Here is a 15,600-nt window from a genome sequence, read left to right on the forward strand (position 1 = left end):
ATAGTATACCCGATTAATTGAAAGATAAATCTAAATTGTTTGAACATTTTGTTAACAATTAATGGAGGTCATTATGGAACATAAAATCAATAAAAATTTGTCTACTATTCAAATCTCCGGCATCCGCCAATTTTTTAATATGATCAGCGATTATGATGATGTGGTATCGTTAACAATCGGCCAGCCAGACTTCCCGACACCTGCTCACGTCAAAGCAGCGGCGGTGAAAGCAATTGAAAACAACCATACAACGTATACACATAATGCTGGAATTTTCGAACTAAGAAAAGCGATCAGTGAACATGTCTCTCAGAAATACGACCTTGAGTATGATCCTGCCAATGAAATTATCGTAACCGTCGGAGCTTCCCAGGCGATTGATATTACTCTAAGGACAATTATCGAACAAGGTGATGAAGTCCTGCTTCCCGGCCCCGTATACCCGGGGTATGAGCCTTTAGCCAAGCTAGCCGGAGCCAAAGTGACACATATTGATACATCGGCTAACCATTTCAAGCTTACTGCAGACCTTCTGGAACAATCGATCACAAAGGACACAAAGTGTGTCATCCTTCCCTATCCGTCAAATCCAACGGGCGTATCTTTAACAAATGGTGAGCTTGAAGCCATAGCAGAAGTGATTGACCGGCACGGCATCTTTATGATTGCTGATGAAATCTACAGTGAACTCGTTTATGAACAGTCCCATACGTCCATCGCTTCTTTTTCTAAAGTGAGAGACCAGGTAATCGTCGTAAATGGCGTTTCCAAATCCCACTCGATGACAGGGTTCCGCATCGGTTACCTGCTAGCTCCTGAGTGGCTGACGAAGCATATTTTAAAAGTTCACCAGTACAATGTTTCCTGTGCTACATCGGTCAGTCAATATGCGGCGCTTGAAGCGATCCAAAACGGAAAGCTTGATCCCGAATCTATGAAAGAGGACTATAAAAAGAGAAGGGAATATGTGACGAGGCGACTGGATAAGATGGAATTAGAATATGTAATTCCTGATGGAGCCTTTTACATTTTCCCAAAGTTTCCTCTCAACGGGAAAACGACCTTTGAAGCGGCTGTAGATCTTGTGAAAACGGCCGGAGTAGCTCTCGTTCCCGGAGATGCTTTCTCAAATTACGGCGAAGGCTATATGCGCCTCTCCTACGCTTATAGTGAAAAAATACTCAAAATCGGTCTCGATCGTCTGGAAAAATATTTACAACAAACAAATTAACTTTTTATGACATTATTGCTTCTTCATCCACGCTCATACGTTTAGTATGCTAGAATGAAGAAGGAACGATATGCACCCTGGTTTAAGTTAGAGAGGAAGATTAAGAGTGTCTGAAAACACTAAAAATGAATGGATAGAATGGATTAAAGCGATCTTAATTGCAGTCATTCTAGCTTTTATACTGAGAACTTTTTTCTTCGCCACATCCATTGTCGAAGGAGCCAGTATGAATCCGACTTTAGAAAGCGGAGAACGCGTAATGTTTAACAAAATCATTTATTATATAGACGAACCTTCTTATAATGATATTGTCATTATTGAAAAACCGACTAAAAATTATGTAAAACGAGTCATTGGACAGCCCGGAGATACCGTTGAGATCCGCAACAGCCATTTGTATGTAAATGGGCAGCAGCACGACCAGCCTTATCTTGATGAGGGTGCAATAATGAACACCCGCGATTTTGGACCAATTGAAGTTCCAAAAGGACGCTACTTTGTAATGGGAGATAACCGTTCCGTCAGTAAAGACAGCCGAAATGGTTTAGGGTTTGTAGCCGAAGAAGAAATTATCGGGCGAACAGAACTTGTAATCTTTCCTTTTAATGAAGTAGAACTTACAAAATAAATCAGCCACCGCAGCTGCTAAAGGCTGTGGTGGCTTTTTTTACAGCTTGTTTGGAATTTGGTTTAAAGCTTCTATTAATACGTCCAGTTTCCCTTCAATGCGGTGAAGTAAATAAAAAGTCACAGCAGCAGGGAATCCCAGATCAGTAATTAACGGCAGCCACTGTTCCACATCAACACCCCCTCTTTTTTTCTATAATTGATAGAAAAGTACTGGTATCTGCATTGGTGTTCCAATAAAGCAAGGGTTCCTGTTCGCTTTTTAGCGGCCACTCAAAACGCTTGATCGTTCAATGTTGGACACAACGTACCGTACTTCATCTTTATTAAACTCTCCTCGCTCGTGACCTCTCTAGGGGTCGGGAGGCCGACCGTTTTTTTAAGCAGGAGTCCGGCAGATTCCCCAGGCAGCATAGCCTTAAGAAAAAGCCGCTGTCGCAGCGGCTTTAGGATTAAATTTCAATATTCGTTACGTTTCTTTCAACAATTCGTGCTTCCTTCTTTTCGACTAAATCTCCACCGCTTGAATAGAGACAATTTTGGGCAATGATCGAGTCCATAGCGGCAATGATGTCTGCTTCTGCCGGCGGCTCAATTGGGTTGTCCAAAGAAACCGTTACGATCTTGCCTTCTTCATTTAGAAATTTCAGCTCCAGCTTTTTCAAGTCTTCCCCCTCCTTCCTGCATAATATTTACTTGGTTAAAGATCAACTAAAACAGATCGGTCCGTTTTCTCAATGGTGGAAAGAAGATCTTGCTGCAAGGACTCCAGCGCAACGGCCACTTGGTAAAGCTGTTCTTCAGTGGCTTCCATTTTTACGTTTCCAAAAGTTTTGCGGCGGTACTTCACATTGCCTTTACCATCTAAACCATCTTCAAAAACGAGCTGCAATTGAGTATTTATTTTGTCTGCTGATACGGCCATGTTGATCACCTCCTTTCACTTCTATAATCGAAAGAAATGACCAGGAGGTGTCCTTAAAAATAAAAACTTTTAAGATTTTTTCTCCTACATCTTAAATCCACACACATAAAAAAGTGAGCACCTTTTAAAGATGCTCACTTTTCATCATGTATAGTATGTGATTTTTCCTATGTCCGGCTGCTTAGCCCCGGTCGAAGATACATAACCCCATAAGCGTAAACAACGTACCCAGCAAGACAAGAAACATAACAATTTCTGCCATACGCTCACCTCCTCATTCTTCTTCTAGTTTATCAAAAATATAAAAGAATAGCTTCAATTTTTATATATTTTTCGTATCAGATATAAGGAAAATTATACATATAGCGGCTCGGTCACAATTTAGACATAAAGTCGTGAACTAATTGTGAAATACTGATCAAGTCATTCCCTTTTTTATAAAAAACGAATATATTATAAGTGTAATAAATATTGTGAAATATTGAACAATAAAAAGAGGAGGAAATTTCATGTTACGCAAATGGTTTCAGGAACACTTTAGTTCAGCCATCCTTTTAACTTTAATTCGCTTTTATTTAGGGTATATATGGATTAGTTCCGGAGTTGGAAAAGTAACAGGGGACTTTGATGCCAGTGGTTATCTACAGGGAGCGATCGCTAAATCTCAAGGGCAGGATGCCATTGTTCAAGGCTGGTGGGCCGCATTTCTCAAAAACTTCGCTCTTCCTTACAGCGAAGTCTTCAGCTTCCTCGTCATGTGGGGCGAAGTGCTCGTCGGACTTGCGCTTCTCTTAGGGCTATTTACAAAAACAGGCGCCTTCTTTGGAATCGTGATGAATGTAGCTTTTCTTTTAAGTGGAACGATCAGTACCAACCCTGAAATGGTCATTATGGCTGGCTTGATTCTCGCCGGCGGAATGAATGCAAGCCGCATAGGTATTGAACCTTATGTTAAACCATACCTCTATAAACAGAACATTTTTACAGAAGAACACCAAAAAGCCTCTTAGCACAGCTGATCGCAGCTGTGCTTTTTTCTTTTTTTGGGTACCAGGTACCGGTTTTCTCTCTACCGGTACCTGGTACCCGCTTTGACTGTGCATATCTTTGTTTGTGCTGCTTCTTTTTGAGGTATGATGATAGAGAATCCTGATTGTTTACCTTCTCACCTTACTGCTATTCATCACACCATTTCATTAACCTAAAGATCATTTATAGAGGGGCAATGTTCATGTTAACGGCAATCTTTCGTTTTTTTATTATTTGGTACATATGCGGCGTTTTTTTATTAAGCTTTGATCTATTGCCGCCCTGGCTTGAATGGGCGAACAGTGTTTTTCTAATTACAGCCGGTGTGATCGGAGGCATTTATTTTACGCAGCTTTACGGCTGGTTGAGAGGTATTCTTTACAGCTTTATCGTTATGGCTGTCAGCATCTATGTGGAACATTTAGGGGTACAGTCCGGCTTTCTTTTTGGTGATTACAGCTACGGAGAGAATTTCGGCTTAAAAATCGTCGATACGCCTGTGACGATAGGCTTCGCCTGGCTGCTCGTCATCGGATGTTCTCATGAACTGGCGCGGGGCATTACCCGGCGTTTTGATTTCTTCCCCCGTACAGTACTGTTTGTGCTTACAGGCAGTCTGATTGCCGTCACGATGGATTTAATACTCGATCCTGTAGCCTATAAAGTTCAGCAATATTGGATATGGGACGAGCCTGGGGTTTATTATGATATCCCTCTTTCTAATTTTTTTGGCTGGTTTGTACTTTCATTACTTTTTCACCTGATTTCTCTCGTGCTATTTAATAGGGATACCACTCTAATTTCAAAGCTATGGTATGGAAGAATGGCATTTATATACGGTGCAATTATATTTATGTTCGGCCTGCTCGCTGTAATTGGCGGGGTAGGAGGCGCAGCACTACTCGTCGTCGTGCTGAGTTTCATCTGGTATGGTTTATATTTCTGGGGGGGGCGTCATGATAAAAGCGAAGAAAAATAAATGGCTGATGTGGGGTTTTACACGTTTTAACCGGCAATTTATTAGAAGGAACTTCCAAAACATATACATTCGCAGGGAAAGTGAACGTCCTCTCAATATGCGAAAAATGTTTATCGTTAATCATTCCAGCTGGTGGGACTCGCTCATTATCTTCTTTTTAAATGAGCAGGTCATCAAATCAGACGCTTATGGAATGATGCACAAAGAAGGAATGGAGAGGTTCCCTTTTTTCCGCGGGATTGGAGTATATTCGATGGATGCCAATGACAGCAGCCACTTAATCGAATCCCTGCAATACAGCTGTGAACTGCTCAATAATGATAAAACAGTCTGGATATTCCCTCAAGGAAAAGAACAGCATTTAGAAAAGCGCCCGCTTGAATTCTCAAGCGGCATTTCCTATATCGTACAAAAAACAGACGCAGTCGATGTGGTGCCTGTATCGCTTTACTATTCATTTGGCCACACGAAAAAGCCGGATGTATATATTCAGGTAGGGCGGCCGCTAGAAAACGGAACCTTCCAACAGCTGTCTAGAAAAAAGATCACAGATCACTTGGAAACAGTCGCAACTGAGCAGTTAGATCTTTTGAAATCAGCGGCTGTAAAGGAACAGCATGACGAATTTGTTAATTATGGAAGGAGCTGATGAGTACATTGATTTTAACGATTGCGCTGGTTCTCACACTAATTCTTAACTTATGGACGATCATTAACAGCTGCTTTCTTCCGTCTCTTGAACGCTCTAAACCTATAAAAAAAAAGCCGCTAGTGTCTTTTTTAATTCCTATGCGTAATGAAGAAGATCAAGTTAAAGGACTCATTGAATCATTGAAACAAGTGACTTATAATAATGTGGAATTTCTCATTATAGATGACCATTCGGAGGATCGCACACCTGAACTGCTGCAAAAATACATACGCTCAGATCAACGGTTTACGGTATGGCAGGGAGACCCGCTGCCTTCAGGCTGGAATGGAAAAGTCCATGCCTGTCACCAGCTCTCCTTAAAAGCAAATGGAGACTATTATTTGTTTTTAGATGCAGATGCCCGTGTGGCTCCTGCTATTATTGAGCGGAGCCTGCTGACTTTATGGAAACATGACGCATCAATGCTGAGCGGCTTTCCGAACTATCCGAGCCGTCATTTCTTATCACACATGCTCGTTCCCCTGCAGCACATGGTCGTCTGGCTGCACCTTCCATTAATGATGGCTAATTTTACAACTCGTCCAGCTTTCACAGCGGCCTGCGGTATTTTTATCTTCATTGAAAAGCAAGCTTATCAAGCCATAGGGGGTCATGAATCTGTTCAATCTTCGCTTGTTGAAGATGTCCATATTGCCCGTGAAGTAAAAAACCACGGATTTAAAATGATCCTGTGCAATATTTCGGATTCTGTTATTTCTTTTATGTATGACTCTTCAAAGGAAACGTGGGAAGGGTTTAAGAAAAATATATTTACAGGCATCGGGCGTTCAAGTCTTCTGGCCTTTGGCTTAATGGCACTCTACTTTTTACTGTTTCTCCATCCGGCATTTCTTGCTGTCTACGGATTAGTCACCAGCCAGTGGGTATATGTACTCCCTTTTTTATTAACCGTCTCTTTTAAAATGTATATAGATATTCGCACAAAACATCCTTTATGGCTCGCCTGGCTGCTGCCTGTATCAATTGTCTGCCTGATTGCGATACTTATGGCTTCAATGTTTGTCAGCTTGAAGGGTAAAACCTATCAATGGAAAGGGAGGTTATACAAATGAAAACAGTTATTGTCGGCGGCGGATTAGGAGGGCTGTCCGCAGCCGTTTCACTGGCTAAGGAAGGCGTGGAGGTCGAGCTTTTTGAAAAAAATGATCACTTTGGCGGTAAGATGATGCCTGTCGATGAAGGGGGCTATCACTTTGACTTTGGCCCTAATACGATTACGATGCCGCACGTATTTCAAAACGTGATGGATGAAGGAAGACTCCCGCGCAGCGAACAGCCCGTTTTTCATAAACTGACAAACCATACTCGAAATCAGTGGGAAGATGGAACCGTTTTTGACCTTTCAACCGATCGTTCCTATATAAAACAGCAGCTTCAGAAGCTGGATCCTAAAGCGGAATCGACTTATGACGACTTCCTGAAAGAAGCCGAACGTCTTTATGATTTATCGAACCGTCATTTTATAAATCGCTCATTTTTATCGTTCAAGGATTATATATCGCTGGAACTGGCCGTTAATACGATGAAGGTCCGCCCTTTTCAGTCGATGAACAGCTTCTTTTCCAAGTATTTTTCTCATCAGGGAATTGTTCAATCCTTAAATCGTTATGCCACGTACATAGGATCCAGTCCATATCGCTGCCCTGCTACATTTGCCATGATTGCCCACCTGGAATTAAATGATGGTGTTTACTACGTGAAAGGAGGAAACACCCGGATTGCAGCTGCTTTTGTAAAAGCAGCAAGAAATCAAGGGGCGAAACTGCATTCAGGGACAGAAGTCACCCGCCTGCTTACATCAAAAAATAAAATCACGGGCGTCCAGCTGTCAAATGGAGAGAAAATACATGCTGACCACGTCATTTTAAACGGGGACCTCTTACATACACTTCCACGGCTGCTAAACAAGAAGGAAAGGCGCTCGTTAAGTGACCGTTCGATTGAACGTTATGATCCTTCCGTTTCTGCTTTTGTCATAATGGCGGGCCTTAATACAAAAATCAGCGAGCTCCATCACCATCATGTCTTTTTTTCTTCTGATTATGAGAAGGAATTTAAGGAACTGACCCACGGACAGTACAGCAGTGACCCTACCGTTTATATTTGTACGTCCTCTAAATCGGACGCCGAAGTATCTCCCCGCGGTGATAATTGTTTTATTCTTGTCAATGCACCTCCTGTTCAAAGCAGCAGCATCGAAAAAGAAGCCTATAAAAAAGTGATCTATGACAAATTACACAGAAATCATATTGAAATTAAGAAGCATGTATCGTTTGAAAAAGTCATTGGCCCCGAGGATATAGAATCTCAATTTTATTCATTTAAAGGTGCTCTATACGGCCCCTCTTCAAATACGAAAGTACAAGCATTTAGAAGGCCGTATAACCAGTCACAGGATTATTCAAACCTTTATTTCTGTGGAGGGAGCACGCACCCTGGAGGCGGATCTCCGATGGTCGTCCTCAGTGGACAAAACGTTGCCCATCACCTCATCGGAAAGAGATTATCCATGGAATAGAAAAAAGCAAATTATTGCATATCGGCAATAATTTGCTTTTTCTGCTGGTCGGAGACATAGTTTCTACGACGAAAGACTTCATAATTGTTATCACGAACGGAAGGTAAAATCGCCCGGTAAAGATAGGCCGCTCCTTTTACCGGTGTCCTCGAATATGAGGGGTACATAGGGAGAGTAGCAATTCCTCTTTTATAATAATATTCTGCCTCTTCTGCAAGTTCTTCCCAAAGGTTTATAAATGAAGAGTTAATGATGCCCGCTCTTAGATCCTCACAAGAATATTGATGATTTTCAAGTAAATCCTTTGGAAGATAGACACGTTCTCTGTCTAAGTCTTCCCCAATATCACGAAGGATGTTTGTGATCTGCATCGCATAACCGAGATCAACGGCTCCCTGTCGAAGCTCTTTTTCACGCCCCGGGGCAATCACAGGCAGGAGCATTAGACCAACCGTGCTGGCCACGTGGTAACAGTAAGATAATAGATCTTCTTTCGTCCTGATCGTTCTTGGTTCAAGATCCATCCACTGTCCCTCAATCTGCTCGTAAAAAGGTGTGGGGTCCATCGGGAATTTTTCAAAAACGTCAGCTAAGGCTGTCCATGCCGGGTGCCGGCTTTGTAATTTCCCTTGAACGAACTGATCGAATTGGAGGGTAAATTGGGTTAACTCTTCTTTAGGGTTTTCTCCTTCATCAACTATATCATCGACCTGGCGGCAGAAAGTATAAATCGCCCATACCGCTCTCTTCTGGTCTTTAGGGAGCATTGAAAAAGCTTTGGAGAACGTTTTGGAATGTTTGTATATGACATCTCTGCAATATTGATAAGCTGCGTTTAATTCGCTCATTCTATCCACCTCGCTTATAATTATGCCTATGCTCTATTAAAAGCTGCAAGTGATCCGCCAAGAGTTTTGCCCCTTGCATAACGATTGGTATGCCGCCGCCTGGATGGATCGAGGCGCCTGCTGCAAAAACGTTATCTAAAGGGTATGGCTGCAGCTGGGGGCGAAAGACACCTGACTGAAACAGTGTAGGGGCGATCCCGAAGCTGCCTCCTTGAAACAAACCATCTCTTTGCGCATCTTCTGGTGTACGAATTCTCATCCATTCAATATGCTTCCTTAAATCCGGGAATCCTCTCTTTTCCATCTGATCAATCACTAGTTCAACAAGCTCATCTTTTTTAGACCAGTCCACATGTTCACTTGCAGGAACAGGAACTAATGTATATAAAACTCCTTTGCCTTCTGGAGCTAAGGAGGAGTCGATGATCGACGGATGAAACGTGTAGAAGGATGGATCGTCCGGCAGTGTCTTTTCTAAAAAGACCTGCTGCATATGGCGGTCAAAATCATCAGACATAAAGAACTGGTGAATCGTTTCTCTTTCATAAATTTTATTTAATCCCATGTAAATTAACAGACATCCGGAAGAAGGTGTATACCGGCGGCGAATTTGTTTATGAACTGGAAATAAACGATCCATAAGGGGAAAGTCTCCATTTAATACGACACGATCCACAGGGAAAGTGCTGCCGCCCGCCTTAAGACTGGTAACCTTTCGCTTTTCAGTATGAATGCTTTCCACTTCACAGTTGGTTTCAATTTGAACGCCGCGCTTCTTTAATTCCTCGACAATAATTTCGACAAGTTTAGCGTATCCTCCCATCAGGTACCAGATGCCGTGTTTATGCTCACTATAGGAAACTAAAGAATACATTGCAGGCGACTGCTCAGGATGTCCGCCGATATATAGCGTCTGCAGTGTGTAGGCCTCAATTAACCGCTCATCTTGGAAATAATTCTTCATCATTTTTTTAACGTTTTGATAAGCTCTCAACCTCATAAGTGTCTGCAGGTTCTTTGTCGTAAAAAACGTTTTTTTATTTACAAATGATTTCTCTAGGAACTGTTCTTTGCCCTGCATAAAACGCAGCTTCATGTCTTCAAGAAATCGATAGTAACCGGCTTCATTACCGGGAAATTTTCTGCTGATTTCGTCGATCTGCTTTTCTATGTCAGCGTATTTCGTAAAGCTATATCCGTCTTTAAAGTGAATGTGATAAAGAGGGTCACACGGAACGATAGGAATCTGGCTGCGGCTTATTCCTCCTTCTTCAAGAATTGAAAGAAGCATTTCAGGGAGAAGCACGATCGTCGGGCCTTGGTCGATTTTATAGTCTCCCTGTTTTTCATAGGTGAGCCTTCCGCCTAAGTGGCCGTTTTTTTCTAAGATCCTGACACTTTCTCCACGCCTGGAAAGAATTAAAGCAGTGACCAGGCCGCCGATCCCTCCTCCAACAACCGTTACTTCTGACTTCATAATGCCGCCTCTTTTCTTTCTTTCATCCAATTCGTCGTAATTCGTGCAGATTCGAGTATTGTCGGAAGGCCGCTCCCTGGATGGGTTCCTCCTCCTACTAACCAGCAGTTGCCGAGCTCCTCGAAGCGGTTATGGGGACGAAAGTACATCATTTGTGACAGCTGATGCCCCATACTGAAAGTCGCTCCTTTATGAACATAATGATCTGTTTCCCACTGCATAGGCGTTAACACTTTTTCTTCAACGATGTGGCTTCTTAAATCTTTAAATCCTGTTTTCTCTTCCACTTCATCTAACACCAAGTCTCTAAAGGCCGCTTCTTTATCCTCCCAGTCAATCTCCGCATAGTTGTTTGGGACAGGAGCAAGAATGTATAATGCTGAGTGGCCTTCTGGAGCCAGCGTAGGGTCTGTGACGCTCGCATTATGAATATAGATGGAAGGCTCTTTTGAAAGGACCATATCTTTCGTCATTTCTTCTACGTTCTTCTTGTAATCTTTAGCAAACAAAATCGTATGGTGCGGCATATCATACTTGCGGTTAACTCCGAGATAAATCATAAACGTGGAACAGGAGAATTTACGTTTATCGAGTTTTTCTTTTGAAAATTTCTTGAGGACGCCATCTTTTACGAACCTGTTCATCGAATGGGCAAAATCTGCATTTACAATAACTTCATCAGCTTCTGCAATTTCTCCATTCTCAAATTTAACGCCGGTTACTTTCCTGCCATCAAGCAGGAACTCTTCCACCCCTTTATTCAAGTGGATCTTTCCTCCGAGTTCTTCAACGGCTTTTGCCATCGACTTGGATAATTGATTGACACCCCCAATAGGGTGGAAAACGCCATATTCATGTTCCATATACGATAGGATAGAAAAAGCACCCGGACATTCCCACGGTGACATTCCTAAATACTTCGCCTGAAAAGTAAACGCGATCTTTAATTGTTCATCAGTAAAGTATTCAGAGAGAACATCATATACAGATTTACCAATCGACAGCTGCGGCAGTGCTTTTAATGCCCTTGGACTGATATAATCCATGAGACGGTGATGTCTCGTTTGTAATAGCGGAAGCAGGGTGTTCATTTTCTTGCGTGTATCCTTCATAAAACGAAGGTACCCCTCTTCATTGCCCGGGAAATGTTTTCTAATCACTTCAAGCATCTTTTCTTTATCGCGATACATCGGTACTCTTTCATTTTCAAACTGAAGCTCATACATTGGTGAAAGCTCCACTAAATCTATATAATCATGCAGGTTTTTCCCAGTCTGTTGAAAAATTTCTTCAGCGATATGCACCATGCTTAAAAAGGTAGGGCCGATATCAAAGGTATAAGAACCGAGACGGAAGTGGCCGTTTCTGCCGCCTACATAATTTTGCTTTTCAAATACTTGCACGTCGTATCCATCTGCTGCCATCAGCATGGCTGCAGCTAACCCTCCCGGCCCTGCTCCTATTACATTAATCTTCTTCATTCAGCCACCTCTTAACCTATACAAATGTTATACAAAAATTATACAAAGGATATATGTAAGTTGCAATTAATCACTAGCTTCCAATGTGTTCCTGTTTAATTTCCATGTCATACCATACCCTCCACTTTTAGCAAATAAGCCTCCTCTTTATACACCTAAACTACATTTATTTAATAAAAGAATGAAATCTGGGTGAATCCCCATACCCTCCGCTTGTACCTAACATAGTCTGAGAATGTAAGATAACAGGAGGTGACATTATGTACGGAAACAGTCCTTACCAGGTTCAGGGAGCTAACATGCCTTATGGAGTTAGTCCTTACTACGGCCGCAGGTGTCATAGACCAGGCAGTACATTTGCATTGATCGTGGTGTTATTTATCCTTCTCATTATTGTGGGAGCCGCTTTCTACTGCTAATGATTTAATCACTGAATAAAAAAAGCTGTTTCCCTCTATTGGGAAACAGCTTTTTTATCAGCTTGTAGAGAGAAACCTCATGCTTTTCAGACGACGGATTTTACTTTCAAAGGATCGGATACGGCACAGGGCTCAGGGAAACGGATCGCTTTCCGCAATTTTTAAACGATCCCATCTCGGTTAGCTGGAATGCAATATTTTACTAGGAACAAAGGCGCAAGCGCCCTGGTAGACACGAAACGCATAAGCAAAACGGCCGGTGGAAGGTGGCCTTCCCTTCCGCAGGACGGGTTGCTTATGACGCGAGTGTCTGGGCGCTGAAGCTGGATGTCGCTCTTTTTATTAATCAGGTCAATCTCAAAATTTTAAATAGCTTTTAATTTAATCAGCCAATAAGAATGCGTTCTTTTGGCAGTGAATATTTAGCTGTCGTATGTGGTTTATGGAATGAAAATAAGAATGTGAGTATCCCTATCCGTCCTAGAAACATCAGAAACATAAGGACGAACTTCCCGAAAACCGTTAATTCTGAGGTGATTCCTAAAGACAAGCCCACGGTTCCAAAAGCAGAACACACTTCAAAAATAACTTCGTGCAGCATGGCGTTTTCTGAAATACTTAATAAAAGTACTGAAATAAATACGACCAGCAAAGCCATCATCGTCACGACCACGGCACGGTTTAAATCCTCATGGTGGATTTCTCTTCTGAAAATGCGGATGTTCTTCTGCCCTCTCGCAAAAGTTAAAATAAAGATGACAACAAGCGCGAAAGTAGTTGTTCGTATTCCGCCCCCTACACTGCTCGGAGAAGCCCCGATAAACATAAGCGAGGACATAAAGAGCTGTGTGTGTTCTGAAAACTCAGTAATATCCATTGTAGACAGTCCACCGCTTCGAGTTGTTACAGATTGGAACAATGAATAAAACAGAATCTCGTGCCATGATTTCCCTGCGAAGAAGTTATTGATCTCCAGCAGAAAAATCATGATTGTACCAAAAATAATGAGAGCAAAAAATGTAAAGGTGGTCAGTTTGGCGAATAATGAGAATTGAATCGTTCTTAAATCCTGCCTGTTAAACAAATACTGCTTCACCTCAATCAGCACAGGGAAACCTATGGCGCCTGAAATAATCAGTATCATATTAACGAATTGGACGAAATAGTCGCCTCGAAATGGTATAAGAGAAGCACCCGTTATATCAAACCCGCCGTTAGTCATCGCGCTGATAGCACCAAAAAAGCCTTGCAGATAAGCTTCTCCAGGCTCATAGTATTGCAAGAAGTATGTTCCTAATGTAAGAAATCCTATAAATTCTATCAAAAGAACAACCAGGATGATTTGTTTAACCATCCTTACAATCCCTTCAAAAGATGTCTGATTATGATCAGCCATAATTAAACGGCGTTCTTTCAGGCCGATTTTCTTTCCTATAATCAGCCAGATCATCGTTCCTACTGTCATAACGCCAATGCCCCCAAACTGGAGCACAAAAGCTATGATAAAGTATCCTGTCGTACTAAAGGTTTCCGTAATAGAAACGGTCGTAAGCCCAGTAACGCTGACTGCACTTACCGCTGTAAACAATATATCGATAAATTCTAATTCTACTCCCGGCCGGTGTGCAATTGGGAGGGCGATTAAAATAGAGGATATAGTAACGGCGATAAAATAGTACAATGCAATAAGCTGAAATGGTGATAAGTGGTTAAGCCACCTAAGACTTTTTCTTCTCGCCCACATGTTTGAAATGCCCCTTTATCCTGCAAAAATTTCATAGTTGTTATGTATCTTTTTAAGTACCGGCTTCCTTGCCTCTTCGCTTAAACTCTTCCAGAAGATCGTCTCCTTGATAACCATCATCCAATAAAGCCTTTAAAATCTTTTCAATCTGTTCCCGCCGTCTGTCGATCATTGTACCCATAAATATAACATTCATCTCATCGCCGATGATATTGGTATCAATAATTTTGGCCAGAAAAGTAGCCGGCTGGTTGGAACTCTTAGTGATTTTAACCTGAATCATTAATTCGTCGGAGTTGGTCATAATCGGCTGAAAATAATCTTTGTAGCTGCTGTCTACATAAGCCTCAACGACCCAGCGTCCTCGCTCATCTTCTCTGTTTATAATCAGCCCGTCGTTCAATTTAATACGTCTTTGCGTAATATCGTCATTTTTTTCTTCTACAATATCCAGAGACACAAGTTTAAATGTTTTCACTGGTCGGGCTCCCTCCTAAGTGAATTCTATCAATATTATTATAGAGGACGAACCGTCATAGAGCAAAGTCCAGATAAAAAAACGAGCTGAACGCAGCTCGTTTTTTTATCATCCGCCAATATACGACATTTCGATTTTCTTATCAACCGGTTTTCCTTTTGCACGGTCTATCGAATATTGGTCGTCGCGTTTTGTCCATATTTTTATGAGATAGGAGATGATTTGCTCATTGCTGCAGTCCGTTCTCAACATCTCACGAATGTCATATCCTTCTGAAGCAAACAGGCAGGTGAATAATTTCCCATCTGCCGATAAACGCACTCTCGTACATGAACTGCAAAATGCTTCAGTCACGGAAGAAATAATGCCAATTTCGCCTGCACCGTCTTTGTAACGGTAACGATCGGCCACCTCGCCAAAATAATTCGGATCGACTGGTTCAACCGGCATTTCTTCATTAATCTGCTGGACGATATCTTTTTTTGATACAACAGCATCCAGGTTCCAGCCGTTATGATTGCCTACATCCATGAATTCAATAAAACGAAGCGTGTCTCCTGTTTCTTTAAAGTACCGGGCCATCGGTAGAATCTGACTTTCATTCATTCCCTTTTTAACGACCATATTTATTTTTATTGGGAGGCCGGCATCTCTTGCCGCTTCAATTCCTCTTAAAACAGGTTTGGTTTTAATTCCGCGTCCGTTCGTCTCTTTAAATACATCGTCTTCGATAGCATCAAGACTGATATTTACCCTGTCCAGTCCGGCTTGTTTCAGCTTTTCTGCCTGCCTTACGAGAAAGACAGCATTTGTTGTTATAGCTACATCTTTTATGCCGTTTATCTGCTTGATCCGGTAAATCAGCTCATCGATATTCTTTCTCATTAACGGCTCTCCGCCGGTTAATCTCACTTTCTCTGTTCCAAACCTGGCAAAGATCTCAACAAGCCTGACAATTTCGTCAAAGCTGAGCAATTCACTTTCAGGCATAAATGAATAATCATCTCCAAAGATTTCCTTCGGCATACAGTACGTGCAGCGGAAATTGCATTGGTCGATTACAGAAATGCGCAGATCTTTCATCGGGCGGTCATATTTATCTAGTACATATTCAGCCACGACTTACCCTCCA

Annotated in this window: 17 protein-coding genes; 8 read left to right on the forward strand and 9 right to left on the reverse strand. The window is 41.9% G+C overall.

Annotation, left to right across the window (positions count from 1 at the left end; genetic code table 11):
* Positions 1 to 73: 73 nt before the first annotated feature.
* Positions 74 to 1,231 (forward strand): aminotransferase A, encoded by a 1,158-nt coding sequence (locus tag HUS26_RS07925; RefSeq protein WP_173916641.1) that lies wholly within the window; start codon positions 74 to 76, stop codon positions 1,229 to 1,231.
* Between the two features lie 106 nt (positions 1,232 to 1,337).
* Positions 1,338 to 1,859 (forward strand): signal peptidase I, encoded by a 522-nt coding sequence (lepB, locus tag HUS26_RS07930; protein WP_173916642.1) that lies wholly within the window; start codon positions 1,338 to 1,340, stop codon positions 1,857 to 1,859.
* 39 nt (positions 1,860 to 1,898) lie between these two features.
* Here the strand turns inward: lepB and HUS26_RS07935 are convergent, their stop codons facing one another.
* From HUS26_RS07935 to HUS26_RS07945, 3 genes are all read right to left on the reverse strand, one after another.
* Positions 1,899 to 2,030, reverse strand: coding sequence for a YvrJ family protein (locus HUS26_RS07935; RefSeq protein WP_082234349.1), 132 nt, complete (start codon positions 2,028 to 2,030; stop codon positions 1,899 to 1,901).
* Between the two features lie 280 nt (positions 2,031 to 2,310).
* On the reverse strand, positions 2,311 to 2,523 hold the full coding sequence (locus tag HUS26_RS07940) for a DUF2922 domain-containing protein (protein WP_173916643.1): 213 nt from the start codon (positions 2,521 to 2,523) through the stop codon (positions 2,311 to 2,313).
* Between the two features lie 35 nt (positions 2,524 to 2,558).
* Entirely contained in the window at positions 2,559 to 2,783 is a 225-nt protein-coding gene (locus HUS26_RS07945) for a DUF1659 domain-containing protein (RefSeq protein WP_173916644.1), read from the reverse strand.
* A gap of 509 nt (positions 2,784 to 3,292) precedes the next feature.
* Here HUS26_RS07945 and HUS26_RS07950 point away from each other — a divergent pair.
* The 5 genes from HUS26_RS07950 to HUS26_RS07970 all read left to right on the forward strand — a co-directional run bounded on the left by HUS26_RS07950 (position 3,293) and on the right by HUS26_RS07970 (position 8,021).
* Positions 3,293 to 3,793: a DoxX family membrane protein gene (locus HUS26_RS07950; RefSeq protein WP_173916645.1), complete on the forward strand. Its 501-nt coding sequence runs from the start codon at positions 3,293 to 3,295 to the stop codon at positions 3,791 to 3,793.
* 221 nt (positions 3,794 to 4,014) lie between these two features.
* Positions 4,015 to 4,791: a carotenoid biosynthesis protein gene (locus HUS26_RS07955; RefSeq protein ID WP_173916646.1), complete on the forward strand. Its 777-nt coding sequence runs from the start codon at positions 4,015 to 4,017 to the stop codon at positions 4,789 to 4,791.
* Positions 4,769 to 5,440 carry a lysophospholipid acyltransferase family protein gene (locus HUS26_RS07960; RefSeq protein WP_173916647.1) on the forward strand — a complete coding sequence of 224 codons (672 nt, stop codon included), beginning with the start codon at positions 4,769 to 4,771 and terminating at the stop codon, positions 5,438 to 5,440. Before HUS26_RS07955 ends, HUS26_RS07960 begins: the two co-directional genes overlap by 23 nt.
* Positions 5,440 to 6,555, forward strand: a complete 1,116-nt coding sequence (locus HUS26_RS07965; RefSeq protein ID WP_173916648.1) for a glycosyltransferase family 2 protein — start codon at positions 5,440 to 5,442, stop codon at positions 6,553 to 6,555. Before HUS26_RS07960 ends, HUS26_RS07965 begins: the two co-directional genes overlap by 1 nt.
* On the forward strand, positions 6,552 to 8,021 hold the full coding sequence (locus HUS26_RS07970; protein WP_173916649.1) for an NAD(P)/FAD-dependent oxidoreductase: 1,470 nt from the start codon (positions 6,552 to 6,554) through the stop codon (positions 8,019 to 8,021). The genes HUS26_RS07965 and HUS26_RS07970 overlap by 4 nt, the downstream gene beginning before the upstream one ends.
* Before the next feature lie 11 nt (positions 8,022 to 8,032).
* On the opposite strand, the gene HUS26_RS07975 is transcribed toward HUS26_RS07970, so the two are convergent.
* The 3 genes from HUS26_RS07975 to HUS26_RS07985 are packed head-to-tail and all read right to left on the reverse strand — an operon-like array spanning position 8,033 to position 11,827.
* On the reverse strand, positions 8,033 to 8,869 hold the full coding sequence (locus tag HUS26_RS07975) for a phytoene/squalene synthase family protein (RefSeq protein ID WP_173916650.1): 837 nt from the start codon (positions 8,867 to 8,869) through the stop codon (positions 8,033 to 8,035).
* A gap of 1 nt (position 8,870) precedes the next feature.
* Complete coding sequence (locus HUS26_RS07980) at positions 8,871 to 10,346, reverse strand: NAD(P)/FAD-dependent oxidoreductase (protein ID WP_173916651.1); 1,476 nt, start codon at positions 10,344 to 10,346, stop codon at positions 8,871 to 8,873.
* On the reverse strand, positions 10,343 to 11,827 hold the full coding sequence (locus HUS26_RS07985) for an NAD(P)/FAD-dependent oxidoreductase (protein ID WP_173916652.1): 1,485 nt from the start codon (positions 11,825 to 11,827) through the stop codon (positions 10,343 to 10,345). The genes HUS26_RS07980 and HUS26_RS07985 overlap by 4 nt, the downstream gene beginning before the upstream one ends.
* 299 nt (positions 11,828 to 12,126) lie before the next feature.
* Here HUS26_RS07985 and HUS26_RS07990 point away from each other — a divergent pair, with 299 nt between their 5' ends.
* Entirely contained in the window at positions 12,127 to 12,246 is a 120-nt protein-coding gene (locus HUS26_RS07990) for a YjcZ family sporulation protein (RefSeq protein WP_173918784.1), read from the forward strand.
* A 385-nt stretch (positions 12,247 to 12,631) separates the two neighbouring features.
* Here HUS26_RS07990 and HUS26_RS07995 read toward each other — a convergent pair whose 3' ends face one another.
* The 3 genes from HUS26_RS07995 to moaA form a co-directional block, all read right to left on the reverse strand.
* Positions 12,632 to 13,990 carry a TrkH family potassium uptake protein gene (locus HUS26_RS07995; RefSeq protein WP_173916653.1) on the reverse strand — a complete coding sequence of 453 codons (1,359 nt, stop codon included), beginning with the start codon at positions 13,988 to 13,990 and terminating at the stop codon, positions 12,632 to 12,634.
* A 52-nt stretch (positions 13,991 to 14,042) separates the two neighbouring features.
* Entirely contained in the window at positions 14,043 to 14,468 is a 426-nt protein-coding gene (locus HUS26_RS08000) for a YwpF-like family protein (RefSeq protein ID WP_173916654.1), read from the reverse strand.
* Positions 14,469 to 14,576: 108 nt separating this feature from the next.
* Entirely contained in the window at positions 14,577 to 15,587 is a 1,011-nt protein-coding gene (gene moaA, locus HUS26_RS08005) for a GTP 3',8-cyclase MoaA (RefSeq protein WP_173916655.1), read from the reverse strand.
* Between the last annotated feature and the right edge of the window lie 13 nt (positions 15,588 to 15,600).

Origin of the sequence: Halobacillus sp. Marseille-Q1614, assembly GCF_902809865.1 — a bacterium.
In the GTDB taxonomy this organism is placed as follows: Bacteria; Bacillota; Bacilli; order Bacillales; family Halobacillaceae; genus Halobacillus_A.